At 59.6% G+C, this 14,565-nt stretch carries 18 protein-coding genes; 9 read left to right on the top strand and 9 right to left on the bottom strand.

The window, feature by feature from the left end; translation table 11 throughout:
• Positions 1-33: 33 nt before the first annotated feature.
• Both F6X40_RS23910 and F6X40_RS23905 read left to right on the top strand, forming a co-directional pair.
• The gene (locus tag F6X40_RS23910; protein WP_187629491.1) at positions 34-957 is read left to right on the top strand and encodes a Ku protein; all 924 of its coding nucleotides are present in this window, start codon (positions 34-36) and stop codon (positions 955-957) included.
• Positions 954-1,796 carry a tetratricopeptide repeat protein gene (locus F6X40_RS23905; RefSeq protein ID WP_187629490.1) on the top strand — a complete coding sequence of 281 codons (843 nt, stop codon included), beginning with the start codon at positions 954-956 and terminating at the stop codon, positions 1,794-1,796. Before F6X40_RS23910 ends, F6X40_RS23905 begins: the two co-directional genes overlap by 4 nt.
• A 53-nt stretch (positions 1,797-1,849) precedes the next feature.
• Here F6X40_RS23905 and F6X40_RS23900 read toward each other — a convergent pair whose 3' ends face one another.
• The 5 genes from F6X40_RS23900 to F6X40_RS23880 all read right to left on the bottom strand — a co-directional run bounded on the left by F6X40_RS23900 (position 1,850) and on the right by F6X40_RS23880 (position 4,831).
• Positions 1,850-2,695, bottom strand: a complete 846-nt coding sequence (locus F6X40_RS23900) for a hypothetical protein (RefSeq protein ID WP_187629489.1) — start codon at positions 2,693-2,695, stop codon at positions 1,850-1,852.
• Between the two features lie 134 nt (positions 2,696-2,829).
• On the bottom strand, positions 2,830-3,144 hold the full coding sequence (locus F6X40_RS23895; protein WP_187629488.1) for a hypothetical protein: 315 nt from the start codon (positions 3,142-3,144) through the stop codon (positions 2,830-2,832).
• 10 nt (positions 3,145-3,154) lie between these two features.
• The gene (locus F6X40_RS23890; protein WP_187629487.1) at positions 3,155-3,538 is read right to left on the bottom strand and encodes a hypothetical protein; all 384 of its coding nucleotides are present in this window, start codon (positions 3,536-3,538) and stop codon (positions 3,155-3,157) included.
• Positions 3,539-3,688: 150 nt separating this feature from the next.
• A complete protein-coding gene (locus F6X40_RS23885; RefSeq protein WP_187629486.1) occupies positions 3,689-4,198 on the bottom strand; it encodes a hypothetical protein in 510 nt (169 codons plus the stop codon).
• A 12-nt stretch (positions 4,199-4,210) separates the two neighbouring features.
• On the bottom strand, positions 4,211-4,831 hold the full coding sequence (locus tag F6X40_RS23880) for a hypothetical protein (RefSeq protein ID WP_187629485.1): 621 nt from the start codon (positions 4,829-4,831) through the stop codon (positions 4,211-4,213).
• Between the two features lie 169 nt (positions 4,832-5,000).
• Here F6X40_RS23880 and F6X40_RS23875 point away from each other — a divergent pair, with 169 nt between their 5' ends.
• Both F6X40_RS23875 and F6X40_RS23870 read left to right on the top strand, forming a co-directional pair.
• A complete protein-coding gene (locus tag F6X40_RS23875) occupies positions 5,001-5,750 on the top strand; it encodes a DNA/RNA non-specific endonuclease (protein WP_187629484.1) in 750 nt (249 codons plus the stop codon).
• Positions 5,740-6,000 carry a hypothetical protein gene (locus tag F6X40_RS23870; protein ID WP_187629483.1) on the top strand — a complete coding sequence of 87 codons (261 nt, stop codon included), beginning with the start codon at positions 5,740-5,742 and terminating at the stop codon, positions 5,998-6,000. The genes F6X40_RS23875 and F6X40_RS23870 overlap by 11 nt, the downstream gene beginning before the upstream one ends.
• A gap of 91 nt (positions 6,001-6,091) precedes the next feature.
• On the opposite strand, the gene F6X40_RS23865 is transcribed toward F6X40_RS23870, so the two are convergent.
• The 3 genes from F6X40_RS23865 to F6X40_RS23855 all read right to left on the bottom strand — a co-directional run bounded on the left by F6X40_RS23865 (position 6,092) and on the right by F6X40_RS23855 (position 8,521).
• Positions 6,092-7,120 carry an acyltransferase family protein gene (locus F6X40_RS23865; RefSeq protein WP_187629482.1) on the bottom strand — a complete coding sequence of 343 codons (1,029 nt, stop codon included), beginning with the start codon at positions 7,118-7,120 and terminating at the stop codon, positions 6,092-6,094.
• 109 nt (positions 7,121-7,229) lie between these two features.
• The gene (locus F6X40_RS23860; protein ID WP_187629481.1) at positions 7,230-7,562 is read right to left on the bottom strand and encodes a hypothetical protein; all 333 of its coding nucleotides are present in this window, start codon (positions 7,560-7,562) and stop codon (positions 7,230-7,232) included.
• 230 nt (positions 7,563-7,792) lie between these two features.
• Positions 7,793-8,521, bottom strand: a complete 729-nt coding sequence (locus tag F6X40_RS23855; RefSeq protein WP_187629480.1) for a hypothetical protein — start codon at positions 8,519-8,521, stop codon at positions 7,793-7,795.
• Between the two features lie 158 nt (positions 8,522-8,679).
• Here F6X40_RS23855 and F6X40_RS23850 point away from each other — a divergent pair, with 158 nt between their 5' ends.
• Entirely contained in the window at positions 8,680-9,906 is a 1,227-nt protein-coding gene (locus F6X40_RS23850) for a lytic transglycosylase domain-containing protein (RefSeq protein ID WP_187629479.1), read from the top strand.
• A 77-nt stretch (positions 9,907-9,983) separates the two neighbouring features.
• On the opposite strand, the gene F6X40_RS23845 is transcribed toward F6X40_RS23850, so the two are convergent.
• Positions 9,984-10,304 carry a hypothetical protein gene (locus F6X40_RS23845; protein ID WP_187629478.1) on the bottom strand — a complete coding sequence of 107 codons (321 nt, stop codon included), beginning with the start codon at positions 10,302-10,304 and terminating at the stop codon, positions 9,984-9,986.
• A gap of 914 nt (positions 10,305-11,218) precedes the next feature.
• Between F6X40_RS23845 and F6X40_RS23840 the strand changes: the two genes are divergently transcribed.
• From F6X40_RS23840 to F6X40_RS23825, 4 genes are all read left to right on the top strand, one after another.
• Positions 11,219-11,782: a hypothetical protein gene (locus F6X40_RS23840; protein WP_187629477.1), complete on the top strand. Its 564-nt coding sequence runs from the start codon at positions 11,219-11,221 to the stop codon at positions 11,780-11,782.
• 352 nt (positions 11,783-12,134) lie between these two features.
• On the top strand, positions 12,135-13,301 hold the full coding sequence (locus F6X40_RS23835) for a hypothetical protein (protein WP_187629476.1): 1,167 nt from the start codon (positions 12,135-12,137) through the stop codon (positions 13,299-13,301).
• A 118-nt stretch (positions 13,302-13,419) separates the two neighbouring features.
• Entirely contained in the window at positions 13,420-13,791 is a 372-nt protein-coding gene (locus tag F6X40_RS23830) for a hotdog domain-containing protein (protein WP_187629475.1), read from the top strand.
• Positions 13,792-13,886: 95 nt separating this feature from the next.
• Complete coding sequence (locus F6X40_RS23825) at positions 13,887-14,432, top strand: cytochrome b (RefSeq protein WP_187629474.1); 546 nt, start codon at positions 13,887-13,889, stop codon at positions 14,430-14,432.
• The last annotated feature ends 133 nt before the right edge of the window (positions 14,433-14,565 follow it).

The raw sequence follows: 14,565 nt of genomic DNA, 5'->3' as shown, positions 1-14,565 counted from the left end.
CGCAAGGCTGCGCTCGGCGCCGAGGAGGATGTCATGCCAGCACGCTCCATCGCATCACTGTCACTTTCGTTCGGCCTTGTCTCCATACCCGTCAAGCTGTACTCGGCGACCGAAAGCGCGTCTGGCGTGAAGTTCAACTTCTTATGTGCCGATGGGTCTCGGGCTAAGCAACAATACGTTTCGGAGAAAACGGGGCAGAAAGTCGAACGAGCTGACCTGAAGAAGGGCTACGAGTTTGATAAAGACCGCTTCGTCGTTTTCACTCCCGACGAACTCAAGGCGCTCGAGGAAGGCGCGAGCCATATCGTGGAGATTCTGGCTTTCGTTCCTGACAACGCCATTGACCCAATCTATCTGGACAAGGCTTACTTTATCGCTCCCGACAAACGTGGAGGCAAGCCGTACACCCTTCTGCAGCAAGCACTCCTGCAAAGCCATCGAGGTGCCGTGGCAAAATGGGCAGCCCGGGGCAAGACGAATATGGTGCAAATACGGGCAACCGAGGACGGCCTGGTTTTTCAGCAGCTCTTATACGCCGACGAAGTACGGTCGCTGAAAGACCTGAACATCGAACACGCGCCCGTTACAGAGGCTGAATTGAAGCTGGCCTTACAAATCATCGAGCAAGCGGCGGAGCCGAATTACGACCCGGCACAGTACGAAGACGAAGAAAAGAAACGCATCCTTAAGGCCATTGACCAGAAGATTGCGGGCAAGGAAATCGTTTCCCCCGCTCCGGCAGATGCAACCGTCGGCGGCCAGGTCATCGACCTGATGGAAGCACTGCGGGCGAGTTTGTCCAGAGGCCCCAAAGGCAAGGGGAAGGCGGCAAGCGAACAGCCGGAAGCTGCGAGTGATGTCGAAGCACTGGGAACAAAGGCGAAAAGGCCGGTTCGACGCACCGCTAAAACGCAGGAAGTTCAGGAAACGCCGGCGAAGGTTCGGGGCCGCAAGTGAGACGGCGCAGCAACGTCAATGGCTACTCACTGAGCAGCCTCCAGTCCTTGTTGGGTGTATCGAGACGCGTCCTCTCTGGACTGATTGAGGCCGGCTTTGTCGAGCCTGCGCGGGGAGCGCGCAACGAGATGCGCTTCAGCTTCCGGGACGTGGTGCTTCTTCGCACGGCTTTCCAGCTGCAGTCTGCCCAGATTGCCCCGCGCAAAATCGTAAAGGCTCTGGCGAAGCTCAAAAACGACCTGCCCGGAGAGTTGCCACTCTCGGGTCTGCGCATCACGGCCGTCGGCAATGCCGTCGCCGTTAGAACCGGACCCGCCCAATGGGATGCCGACTCAGGGCAATTGTTGCTCGATTTCGAGGTAGCCCCTATCAAGGGCGACGTTGCGTTCCTCGACACGGTACCGCGCAGTCTGAAGAGTGCCCAGGCGCAGGCGGACGAATGGCTTGCGTTGGCCGAACAACTGACCGACGTCGACCCGGCCGGCGCGGAGCAGGCCTACCGCAAGGTGTTGGAACTTTCACCCGAGCCGCACTACGATGCCTACACGAACCTCGGCGTCCTGCTCTGTGAAGAGCAGGCGCGTTGTCAGGAAGCTTTAGCAATTTTCGAGGAGGGTCTCCAGCACTTTCCGGAGGCGGGTTTGCTGCATTTCAACCGAGCCGTGGTTCTGGAAGAACTGGAACGGATTGACGACGCGGCAGAAAGCTATCGCCAATCTCTCAAGCTCGACCCGACTCTCGCCGACGCGCACTTTAATCTCGCGCGCCTGAGCCAGCTTCGAGGCGACGAACAAGCGGCGCTGCGGCACCTAAATGCCTATCGCCGGCTGGGTGCTTGACATATCAGACCAAAATTAATGCCCCGGGAGCTGCGCTCGCGGGGCATCGAAAATCAACTTACGGTTTCAAAAAAACCGCCTTGCTTCAGTGCGTCGTAAAGCTGCCGCATCGTGCCGTGAAGCACGGACGCCTTTACCTCTTCGTTGTGCGCATCGCAAGGATGCACGTCGACGTCATCGAGGGCCTCGGCGACGACAGCGGCTGCTGCTGCAATGACACACTTGGCGACATCGGGCGTCTCATACAGCGCAACCAGCGGCACGCCCATATCCCGTGCGAGCTTCAGCCAGTTGTCCCAGTTCGCACCGACGTACGCGTAGCCGAAGGCCGGCGCCTCGCCCTCGCCCCACAGAATGCGATAAGCCGAGGGAGCCGCAGCTTTCGCTGCGTGTGTCCGGTTCCAGTGTTCCAGCAGAATGGATACCGTGTCGACCACGCTCGCGGGGAACGGGCCATCGTCGTTGTAAAGTGCGCGTCTGACCTGCGGCTCAATCATGTCGGTAATCTGCTCGTACACGTCCTCGTAAATACCATCGGGACGAGCCTCGAGACGATTCGCCCACAAGTCGAGCTCGACTGCCGCTCCATCGTCGCTTGCTCCCACGGCTTCACGGCGCCGTTCGGCCGCCGCCCGCAATTCCTCGACAACACGCTGGACGGTGGGGGTCGGCTCGGACAAGGTTACGCCCCCCGGTCCCTTGCTGTGAGCGAGCAGAAAGCCTTTCCACTGCTCGGCGACAGACGCCGTTACGTAGCTGCCATCCGGGTGCTTGTTGACCGCCCACGAGGCCGTATCGGCATCCAGTTTGGCAGCTTTGAGGAACCGCTCCTCAAACGTCCGTTGGAGTGCGACCAGTGCATCTTCTTTCGACAGTGTTGCGGACTTCTTCTTTGCCATTCGGGATTCTCCTTGATTAATTGACGTGACCTCCTCCCGTGTAGCTAAGTGCACGGCACGAGGCGTGAGACAGCCGATTAATCCGGACCCGAAGGAAAAACGCCCGTCACGAATGACGGGCGTTGAATGAGAACTTAGCGGCCGCCTTCCTCCGGATACCCCGCCTCGATATTCTCTCGACGGGCCCACTCCGGAAGCCGGGGCAGATACATCCACTGCGCAACCTCCCAATCCCAGCTGCGACCGCCTGCCGGTTGCCAGCCCAGGCTCGCGTGATACTGAACCAGGCCTGCCTTCCAGTCGCGGTGAAACTGCGGGCTTCGATATACGGCCCAGACAAACAGCGGGTTTTCCGCGCCGCCGTCGTGAACCGGTACGTACTCGCTCACCGGCAGAAAATCCAGCATGTCTCCGGGTGAGAGGTCTTCGTGTTTAACAGCTTTTGGCATAGTGGTGTCCTCAGTGACCTGTCTGGTCCTCAATTTTCAGATTAGCTCGGCGGCGCGCGAGGCGCCGGTCGGCGCGGTGCGCTTCAGGAACCGACGGAATGGGGAAGAAATGCGTGTAGCCGTCTTCCCGGAAGTCTCTCGGGTGCGTTCCAACGAACTCGAGGCGTGGTTCTTCAACCTGCGGATGCAGGACAGCCACGTACCCCGACATCGGGTGTGGAAGCTGTTCGGCAACCGCTCGCCAACCTTCGCTTCGCCGCACATCGGCCATCAGCGCCGCGAGCGATTCGAGGTCGAACGTGAAGGTAGCCTGCGCGTTTGTTGAGTCTGCGTCCGTTTCGTTGCAAAGGCCGTGCTTGCGCGCGAGCGCAAGCAATACAGCTTGGTCCATCATTTTTTTATGCTCCTGAGCGTTGTCAAATCCCTCTTGGTCCTGCGCAGTCTAGGCAATCTTTCCGCTGCCCAATTCTACCGGCAGGCGCGGACTGTGGCGTGAAAAAGAAACGCCCGTCGGGGAGACGGGCGAGAATCAAACTAGTGGCGGTTAGAGAACTTTCCTGAGCGCGATTTCGTACGTCGGTGCGCGGGCCTGCAGATGCTCCGGGAAAAACTGCAGCAAAGGCCTATTGTCCTGAAGGACAAAGCGCGCGACGTAATCGCGGCACATGTCGAGGAACTTGAACGCGCGCGCCGTAGAAAACGAGGCGTCGAGCCGCACCGTACCTCCGCTCTCATGTTGCCATTCCAGCGGAAACCTGACATCGGCTGATTGCGGGCCAGTCAAGCGAAGGTAGTCGAATGGTGCGAAGAGGTCCTCATCCACTCGACGGTAGTTCAGCTGGCTCAGCCCCAATTTGGGTTTCAGCTTATAAAAAACATCTAGCTGAATGAGTTGTTGCACGACGGGCCGCGCGTACAGAAAAGCACCCCAAACTGCAGGGTTACGCTCAGCCAGCTCGCGACCCTCAGCAGCGGCCGCTTCGACCGTACTGCACTGGACTGGCGAATGCGCCCATGGTGCGCCGTTGCGTTGAAATACCTGAGTGCAAATCATCGGGTTCTCCGGTTAGCCTTTGAGTTCCGGCGGATTCAGACGGAGTTCTTCCTCGAGCGCCATCCAGAAACCCGTCGGTTGTGCCTCGACCGGACGAGGGTCCTCGCCATATCCCTTGATTGCTTCCAGCACAATCGTGCGCAGACTGAGGCCGGTCAAACAGGGCATTTCACAGAACACACGGTTGTGCACCGCGTTCAGTGCTTCTTTGAAAAGTCCCCAGTTCACGATTCGCGGAAGGTTGGGCGTGAGCCGCTCCTCGTACGCAATGTCAAGCTCGTCCATCTGCTCGACGTCGGCCGGGTTGTCGGTTCCCATGACCTCGCCATCCAGGTTCTGAATCGCGTAGCGGTAACCGGCGCCGCGCAGGAGCAAGTGGACTGCAAGCGAAGGTCTGCCCGCAACTGGCATCACTATCTCACCAAGAGGCTGAAGCATAAGCCCAAGTCCCAGATACCCCTTGACGAGATGGTCGGCCTGCTGCCCGATACGCAGAGGCAACGTCTGGAAAGGGATGGTGTCCAGATGCGAAGGCGCGGGGTCGATAACGATAACGCCAAACTGCTCCAGGTCGTGCCACGTGTTGATGAAACAGGGCACTTTGAGGCTAGAGGGAGATGTCTTTTTGTTCATTTCGAATGTCCTTACAGTTGGAGTGGTCCTCCGACGTATAGCTCCGCCGCGCCGCACAAGGCAGGAGTTTTGTAAAGACAATCGTAACGCAGCGCGGTAGAATGGCACGCCCGCCTGACCGGCGAACAAACGAACCAATAACCCATTGAACGACAGGAAAAGCAAAAAGATGAAGCGTATCCTCGGTGTAGCCCTGCTGGTGGTTGCAATGCATGCTCACGCAGGGTCGTCCTGCGCCCAGTTCAGCCCGAACGGCCTTGAACCCGTGCTGACGAACCAGAAGCTGGCGCCTAAGGCGCGCGAGCTCTGCTTTTCCGATTTTGCTGTCCTCCATTCCGGTATCACGCGCACGCCGCTGTGGTCAGCCGAGCATCTGACGCGAGAGCATCTGCTTGCGGCAAAGGAAGAGGTCAGAACGAACCGTTTCTACGCAGAACCCGCCCTACCCGCTGATGAACGTGCAGAACTTTCGGACTACTTACATTCCGGTTTCGATAGAGGGCATCAGGCGCCGGCCGGAGACAGATGGACAGATGCTTCGATGTCCGAATCGTTTTCGCTGGCGAACATGGCCCCGGAAAATCCTTCGCACAACCGACGATTGTGGGCGCACATCGAGATGGCCGTGCGCAAGATGGCCCTTAGCGCTGGGGAGGCGTATGTCACAACCGGACCTCTATTCATCGGGTCACAGTTGAGCACCATCGGACCCGACCATGTGTTCGTACCGACGGCGCTCTACAAAGTCGTGTACATTCCTTCTCAGCAGCTCGCGTTCGCCGTTGTTGCCGAAAACGTCGCGACGAACCACTACGACGTGAAGACGGTGCACGAGCTTGAGGCGCTCTCGGGGATTTCCTTCCCAGGCATCCCTGCGGGCCTTAAAGACCGGCGTATCGGAGGCTTGAATGGCGTTTGATGCTTTTAAGAACGACGACGAAGCGGTAAACATCGAGGGTGACGCGTTCACCGTGGAAAACGGTTCAGACCGCGTCGTGTTCAACGGTGAGCTGGAAATCAGAAAGGATAAGGCGGGCCTGAAGGCCGCGCTCGCCCTGAAAGATGCGGTCGACTCGGTGGTCGCCGCGTTGCAGGCTGACAAAGCCCTCCCGGAACATGCGAAGGATGAGACGGTCAAGCCGGGCAAGGTAGATAATCCCTTCGCTTAATGTGTCGGCGGCTTCGCGCCGTCTAGCAAAAAAGGCCCCGTGCGAGTAGCGACGGGGCCTTCTGTTTTTGCGGCTATCCGCTCGTGCACGCTTACTTTTTTGCAGGGGCCAGGAAGGCATGCACGGGGCGCTCGACGCCGTAGTGAAGGACAGCGGCCAGGGTGATAGCCGCAACGAGTGCCACGCCTGTGGCGAGCTGCAACGAAACAGAGCCTTCCAGCGCCGATATCGCGGCGTACCCAAGATTCTGGTGGCAGAGATAAAAGCTGTACGTCAGTGCGCCGAGGGGAAGGAAAGCCCGGCGATTGAGCCTTTCGAGTTTGTGACAGGCGAGGAGCGTGAACAGGCCGAACAGGCCGGCGATGATAAGAAACACAACCGTTTCGTTGAGGCGATAACCGGCATCCCGCGCAACATCGGATATTCGCAACTTCGCCGCCTGAAGCGCGACCAGAAACGAGAACAGCACATTGTAGACGTCGTGCCGCGTAGCACGCCCACGGTAGATGTCGAAAAAGGCGGCGCCCGCAACAAAATATGGCGCGTATTCAGCAATGGTGACTGTGCGTAACGGGCCAGCCTTTGTCTTGAGCAGCAGCATCGCGACGACCAGCCAGATGGTCAGGTAGGTCGCTCGGTACCGGTCATAATGGCCGAAGCGGAGCAAAGCCGCGACGGCGAAGTAGAAGAGCCACTCAGGCAGCAGCGTCCAGTAGACGCCGTCGACATACGGGGTGTGCAGAAAGTGCGGGAGCACCATGGTCATGCTGGCGAGATACCCAGCGACGCTGGTTTGGAATGGAACGGGTCCAGCCAGTTTTACGCCGACGAAGGTGATGGTGCACGCTACCCAGAAAACCGGAAAGAGGCGGCAGAATCGAGCACGAAGGAATTCCGACGCTGTCTTTCCCTCTGCGCTCATGGCGATAACAAAGCCCGAGATGAGGAAGAAGAGCGGCACCCCATAAAAGCCGTACCGCGCCGCCGGCACGATGTCCGGGAAAGGCGCTTCATACATACCAAAGAGCGGACCCATGGTGAGGTAGTGAAAAGCGACGACGAGCGCGGCCGCGCAGAAACGAAACAGGTCGAGCTGGTGTATCCTGGAGTGGGGTTGCATGCTGCTCAGGGGGAGAAGTGGTCCTGAGCTGGATAGGAATCGCCTTTAAACAGCACGAAAAACGGGCCGCTCACTGAGCGGCCCGCCTAATCAAACATCGCTTTGCCTGTTACGTATTGGCGAGCGATGGGGTGCCTCCGCCAAAGACGTACTCGATGAAAGAATGGACCAGCGAGACGGCAGGTTTGCCGTGATACGTGCCACTGATGTACCGGATGTGCCAGTCGCTTGCGCAATGAAGGTCTTTCTGGCCGCCGATTGCATAGCCCAGGCTGCGCTCGAGCGCGATGCGGTCCGCGCGGCTCACCTTGCGGCAGAAAGTGGCGCGGGTGATATCGCGGGCGTTGTCCTTGAAGTCGATAAGGGCTTCGACCTCACCCGGGTTCTCCCAGCTTACGTCCACACAGCTGTGGCGGTATTGCATCTTTTCTTTGTTGGCCATCGTCGAGTCCCTAGGTGGTTTCCTGTGGGATGTGTAGCCAATCACCCGTACGGTAGCCGCCGCGCTACTCTCGATTGTGTACGGTTGCAGCCCCGCCGTTGCGGGCTGTTCGGGCGGCCCGCCGGGGCGCTCCCGACGCCTGAAATGCATCTGCCCGGGCTGGACCGCTAAGTCTGCTCGCGCCGCGCAGGCCCCGAAACTTGAGAACACGCGGCGCCTCACCGGTGCCGTTAAGCGACGGCCTTCTCGCCCAGGCGCACGGCTTCCCCGAAAATTCTCGCGGCCTGCACGCCAGTTCGAGCCTCGAACTCGCCTGCCGAACAACCGGTCCAACACTGGAAACCCAGCCCTTCGGAGCCCCGGCAGCGCTTGATGGCAAGCCTCGGGTGCCCTTCGAAGTCGAACCAGGCGAGTGGCCCTTCACTGCCGCGCTCGTCGGCGCGGTCGAAGCCGCGCAAGAACGCCGAGCGACCCCAGCGCGCCGTCGGGATGCCCATGGCCGCCAGGAGTCTGTGCTTCCAGTCGATGCCTTCCCGGTTAAAGCTGCCGGCGTGGAGCGCATCCCAAACGTCGTCGATAAGCCGGGGGTGCAGGTCGAAAACGTTACGGTCGGCCGACATCGTGCGCACTGCAAAGCTGACCCGGCCGTTGTGCTCTATCACGTACACGTCAACGTAGACGCGGCCCTTCGTGCTGAGGACCGGAAGGGCATGTCGGACGACAGTCGGCTCAGGGACGACGGCGGCGCAGGGAACGGCGGCGCGTGCTGAGGCGTTTGGCGGGGGCTGACGGTCCGCCGCAACAACATGTGTAAGCGCGCTCTCGGTCAGTGCGGCCAGCACTTCCTTTTCGGCGTCGGCGAGCGGCAACCATGTCGCTTTCTTGAGAAGACTGAGCAACGCGGTATGGTGCGTGGCCGGAAGGGTCGCGGCAAATTCGATGGCGTTCGTTTGTAACATGAATGTCCTGATTTTTCCTGCAAATGAGTGAAGTTAAGCTTGCGGTTTTAGCCTTTCGTCGTGAGGTCGGCTCCACGAGCCTCCGAGCTAGCCGAGTGACCCGTTCCCATCGTCCCGGTTTCTACACGGAGCATTAGACAACCGGCACGAGGTGAACCATGCTTCAACACAACCCGAACGGATTGACTCTCGCCCGTCAGTCACATTTCGACGACCCCATCCCCGATGACGGGCTGCCCCATGGCAACAGTCGCCGGTGGGGCGACGCTTCGCCGGAGGTGAAGCAGCAAGTCATTAGCGCGTTGGTGAGTGAAAGCGCGCACCGGGGCCTTGGGCGTGACGATATTGCCCACGTGCTGGCTATCGCGCGGATTGAGTCCGGGTTCAATCCCGACGCCGCAGCAACGAGCACAAGCGCGAGCGGGCTGGGTCAGTTCATCAAGGCAACCGGCGCGGCCTACGGGCTCGAGCACGCTAATCGCTTCGACATTGAAGATAACGCAAAAGCGCTGGTGGCTCATTTCATCGACAACAAGGAGCTCGCACGCGAAAACGGTAAGGACGCGGCCTGGATTTATAAATATCACCACGACGGCCCGAAGGAGGATTTCGGAGGGCTGGAGCTGGCGCGCACCGAGGTGATTCCTTACGCGAAGGAATATGCCGCGACGCTTGAAAAAGACGGCCACGACGCGGTTAAGGGCGGCGCGCTGCTGGCAGTCGCGCTGGAGGGTTCGCACGCTTCTCACCCATCTCACTCATCGCCGCATTCTTCGCGCGCCGAGGGAGGCATTCACGAGGCGGCGCCAGAGCCTTTCCCGAAGTCTTTCAGCGACGGCTCGATTACCCTGACCCAGGCGCTTACGGAGCACCTGAAGGATAAAGGGTTTGACGACGCGAGCATTGCGCAGGTCCAGGCGCTAGTACAGAAAATCGAGCACAACGCCGGCACGCGAGACCCCGCGCACGAGTTCCTTGTTCTGCAGAAGGATGGCTCTGCCCTCGCGACCATGGTTTCGGCTCAGGAAGCAGAGGCGATGTCCCGGAGCGGAGCGTCGGTGCTGCCGATGGCCATGCTCGAGGATGTTGCCCGCAACGGCCTGGATGAGAAGTCGCTCCCAGTAACAAGCATCCGGGGCGTCAATGGCCCGAACGCAGACCCGTCTAACCTCGAGTTGGCCGCCCGCAGCCTTCAGCCTGTAAGTCAGGTCGCCTTAATCGAGGCGGCGACCGAGCGGGCGATGCAGGGCGTGAATAGCAGTGTCCGGGATGCTGGCGACAAGAGCAGCGCGCGCGATAATCAGGTGGCGGCCGCAGACAAGGAAAGCGCTCAGTCACGGAAGGAAGCCGGGCGGTCGGCAGAGGCCGCGATGGATATGGCCTGAGCTGTTTTCTGATACGTGGGACGAGCACCGGCGCCGGAACGATTGAGGCAGTCACGCCAGTTGATTGGACGGTGATGCTAGAAAGGGACGCAGCCGGGTCCGTGGCAGTTCCACGTACCGGCCGGGTAGCCATCCCCCCGGGGCAGGTTGGTGAACTTGCCGCAGATGTGGCAAGCGCCGTGGGCGGGCGGCTTGGCGGGCTCGCACAATAACTCGTACAGCTTGCGCCGAAACTGGGCCTGTGCCTTCACCACCTCCTGCGCGGTAGCCGGAGGGAGTTCCGCGAACACGTTCCGGTTTCCGTCGTTCACGTCGACCAGGCCACTGGGGTGCGTGCCGATTATCTTGTAGAGGCCGACCGCCTCGTCCACGTACTGGTCCTTCATCGGTACGGGCATGCTCGCTCCTGGTACGGCGCGGCTCAGCGCCGGGTTCTCATATCAGCTGTCGGTGGAAAAGAGGTGCCGTATTGCCCGTCAGCTTCCATGCAATGCGACCGCGTAGGCTTTCACAGCCGCGAAGCTCTGGCAGCACCAACGAACACGACCAGAACTCCATGTTGTGCGCCCGCTTGAACCATAGGCGCCGGTGCTCGCACCACTCGGTTCGCCCGGGTATCTGGTCTAACTCCGCCGGCATCAAACTAATGTGAGCAACATCGTGCGGGGTCAACGGTTTGCGCGGGTCGACGGGTAGATTCTCGTTCAACCAGGGGAATAGCTCGACGAGCAGCTGCGCCATGAATGAGCTTCGCGCGTGAGAGATTCCCGCTGAAGAAAGGGGTTCGGGTTGTGGCATGGGACCTGTGTCGAAGATTGGCCAGCGTGAATGAAGAAACTTTACAATGTCGCCCCATTCATTGTAAAGCTTTGTTCTCGCGGATGGTTAAGCCGCCCTAGGCAAGCATCCGAGTTGTTTTCAGGTCGAGCACGTCCCTGCTAGAGGGAATGCGTCCGCTAAAGCAGTTCCGCGCTGCTCTCGCCCGCGCCCTTTCTTCGTAGGATGCTTCTGCGGCCTTCACGACGTCGACGCTAGAGCTTTGATATCTTCGTCGGTGACCACGCGGCTTCGGGCGGCTGATATCAGGTCGGATACGGTCATGTCTCTCAAGTCCAGTTAATCGGTTACGGTGCGAGCCGGCGCGTTGGAAAATTTGACAAGGCAGTCGAGGCTCTTATGCACGTGTACACACCGGATTTACGCCTGAGATAGCAGCGCCATCTCAGGGGTCGCGCTCGGACGCACTTAAGAAAAAACCTCGGGTCAGTTTTCGCGTAGCTACACTGGGTTTGCCACCCCTCAAAGGATTGTTATGCGTCGTATCGCCTTGCTTGGAGCATCACTGGTAGCAACGCTGTTGTGTGCCTGCTCGTCTGTCCCAATGGTCGAGCACGGCCCCTATTCGCCACAGCTGAAGTCGCAGTCTGTGCAAGCGTGGGAGTCCGTTGCGGACAAGGTCGCGTTCCACCTCGCCAAGGCCGCTGACGAGGCAGGCGTGCCGGCCACTGACCGTGCGGTGTTCCTTCCGGCCGCCGGCTCGTCGAAATTCCAGCAGGGCCTGCGTGAGTTGTTGGTGACCGACCTGACTGCCCGAGGCTTTGAAGTTGTCGCTGACCCGAACCGGGCTAGCATCGGATTTTTCGAGAACAGCATCTTCGTGAAGCACTCGAGCGACACGCCGTCCGTCTCGCCGATTACTGGTCTCGCCTACGTTCTGACGCTGGGCCTCGCGTTCGACCCATGGAACGACCCGACGTATTCCGAGGTCCTGCTCACCTCTACAGCCACTCGCAAGGGGGCCATCCTTATGCGTGACGAGCAATCCTTCTACGTGCGCCCCGACGATGCGCACGTGTACGACAGCAGCTATCGCTAAGTATTTCGGGCGGGGCCGCCCAAACCCTCGCCGCTGCGTAGCCCCTCATGGCTTGTTCTTGAGGGGCTTTTTCATTCCAAGAGAAAAGGTTTCGCGGATGCCATCCGTCGCTGCCAATTTCGGTGCATCGCACTTCGCGTTTTTATTTATAGCCGGTGAGAAAGTCAAGAAAAGTTTGCGAAATGGGATAAAAAATAAGGTTCTCCATCGCAATACGGTATACGGCCCTCGTTGTACGCAAGGACCGTCCGCTTTCCTGGTTGGCATCCCTGTCCCCGTGAGCCAGAAAGCGCGCCCGACAACCTGCTCTCTGCCGGCTCCGACCCTGGCATGAAGCAAAGCTGGAAAGCCGATGAAGCCGCAAAACAAATTTGATTTCGTAGTTCAGTCCACGGTGCTGCGGGGCGAGAAAGCCAACAAAGCTCTGGAAGCCTTCCCGTCGGCGAACGAACACCAGATGAACCGGTTGGTCGGCTACCTGCCCGACGGGCGTAAGGTAGTTGTCGCACAACGCGGCAACAAGGCCGGCGTCGACTTTACGAAACTCATGGGCGGAAAGGTGTTCGCGGTGGCCGCTGACGCCGTGTCTCCTGTCTACGAGAAGGTGGACGGCAAAGCCACCAAGACACAAAAGCTGGAAGACGGCTTGCCGCTCTTTTCCGCGAACGGCTTTTACCTGCTCTCGTCGAAAGACTACCCGGCGCAGGACATCTGGGAAGCCTACACGCGCCTGAATGCTGACGGCACGGTCGCGCGCATGGTGACGGACGAGCAGCTCGCGCAGTCGCAGACTCATCACCTTAGTTCGGACTTCGATTGCGAGCTCCTGCAGACCGCTATCGAGGAATGCCTCTCAGATGAACGCAATCTGGTGGCAGTTTACGACGCCGCTATGAACAAAAAGCGCGAGCGCCGCATTCAGGACGCGCGGCGCGACGCCGAAGACGCCAACGAGACCTACAGCGGAGTAGAGTTCAAGCAGCTTGCTGTGAGCAAGAAAGACGGCAATCCGTTTGTACTCTACGCGTGGCGCATCGCCGGCGGGGGCGTGCGGGTCGGTGAAATTGTCCGGGAGCTAGAAGAGCAGGACGGGGAGCACACCAAGGTCCGGTACCTGTCGGCGCAAGACGGCCTTACCCGGTTCCTGATGTCGCAGGACTACGCGGATATTGTAAAGGCCGTTGAGGCGGGCCAGACCGTGGAGTTCGGGTTTGCGCAGGGCCACCTCATGCGAACCAGCGTCCAGTTTCGGCTCAAGGTAGAGAACGCCCTCAAGCCCTCTGATAGGGGCATCTTCGGCGATGCGGTGTATATCCATGGCGCTCTGAACGCGTGGACGAAAGCCATCGTGTCAGTGCTGCACTCGATGCATCCTGCTTTTCCTGCGCAGGACTATGACGCGCACCATTACGTGGTGGCTCTGCGTCAGGCCGAAGTGGGCATGAATCGCAACGGCGAGAAGGCTTGGTCGCGGCCGGGTAGCCTCGCCTACGACGTCGCGAGTTCGCTTCTCCCCTGATTGTCGAGAGCGGGGCTTGCCCCGCCTTCTTACAGTTGCAAGCGGCCGAAGTCTAAAATCAAGTGCTGGACTAGGGGAAACCCTACGTCTCTTTCGTAGGGCAACTACGGAGCCGGCTATGGAATTTCGTACTCGAAAATGGGTAAGCCCCGGTGATTTAAATCCCAACGGCGGTTTGTTTGGGGGCAGATTACTTTGCTGGATTGACGAGGAAGCGGCCATCTATGCAATTGGCGTACTGGGTAATCGCCGCGTGGTCACGAAGATGATGTCCGAAATCAACTTCGTCAGCTCGGGTCAGCAAGGCGACATCGTGGAGCTGGGTATCACCGCGATTGCGTTCGGTCGAACGTCCCTGACCTTGCGTTGCGAAGTCCGGAACCAAATCACACGCAGAAGCATTCTCACCATCGACCGTGTGGTATTCGTAAATATGGACGAACAAGGTCGGCCACTGCCGCACGGCAAATCGGAGCGCGACATCGAGTAAGTGTCCTCGGCTTTTACGGGGTCGGTCGGACTGCTGTCACGAAGTTGGTTTCCGGCGATGCTAGAATCCCGGGGTTTCTCGTAACCGAAAGCGCTATGCCTGTTACTGTACAAACCCGCTACACCCGCACGGCCATGGCTTTTCACTGGTCGCTCGCCGTGGTGATGCTTGCCATGCTTGTAGTGGGGTGGAATCTCGATACGATGGGTCCCGGCCCGCTGCACACGCTTCTGCTGAACCTGCATAAGCTGGTCGGCTGCCTGGTGCTGCTGCTTGCGGCCGCACGACTTGCGTGGCGCGTTACGCACAAGCCGCCAACGCCGCACTGGTCGGCGCCCGTCTGGCAGTTACGCCTCGCGGGTGTTGTGCACGCGGGACTCTACCTGTTCCTTTTCGCGATGCCGGTCACCGGCATCCTTTTCACAAACTACGGGAACGGACTCAAGATTTTCGGGGTGCAGTTGCCGCAATTCGGCGACGCGCCGAACGACGACCTGTGTGAGTTCTTCAAACGACTCCATGGCTTCGGACTGTACGCGCTTGCCGCGCTTATCTTTGTCCACGTGGCCGCCGCCTGCTGGCATCAACTGGTTCTCAAGGACGACACGCTCAAGCGGATGCTGCCCGGGAGAAATCCCTAAGGGCGGAAGTTCGTTGCGTGTGCACCGGCTCGGCACGGAGCCGTGTCAAGGCTGGCGTAGTGCCGGCTTGTTGAATCGAAACCGCTCGAGTTGCCGCATCGGCCGCTCTCTGCATTGTCCTATACCCGTCAGG

The organism is Paraburkholderia sp. UCT31, from assembly GCF_014397655.1.
GTDB lineage: Bacteria > Pseudomonadota > Gammaproteobacteria > Burkholderiales > Burkholderiaceae > Paraburkholderia > Paraburkholderia tuberum.
This window is presented reverse-complemented; position numbering and strand designations above follow the sequence as displayed.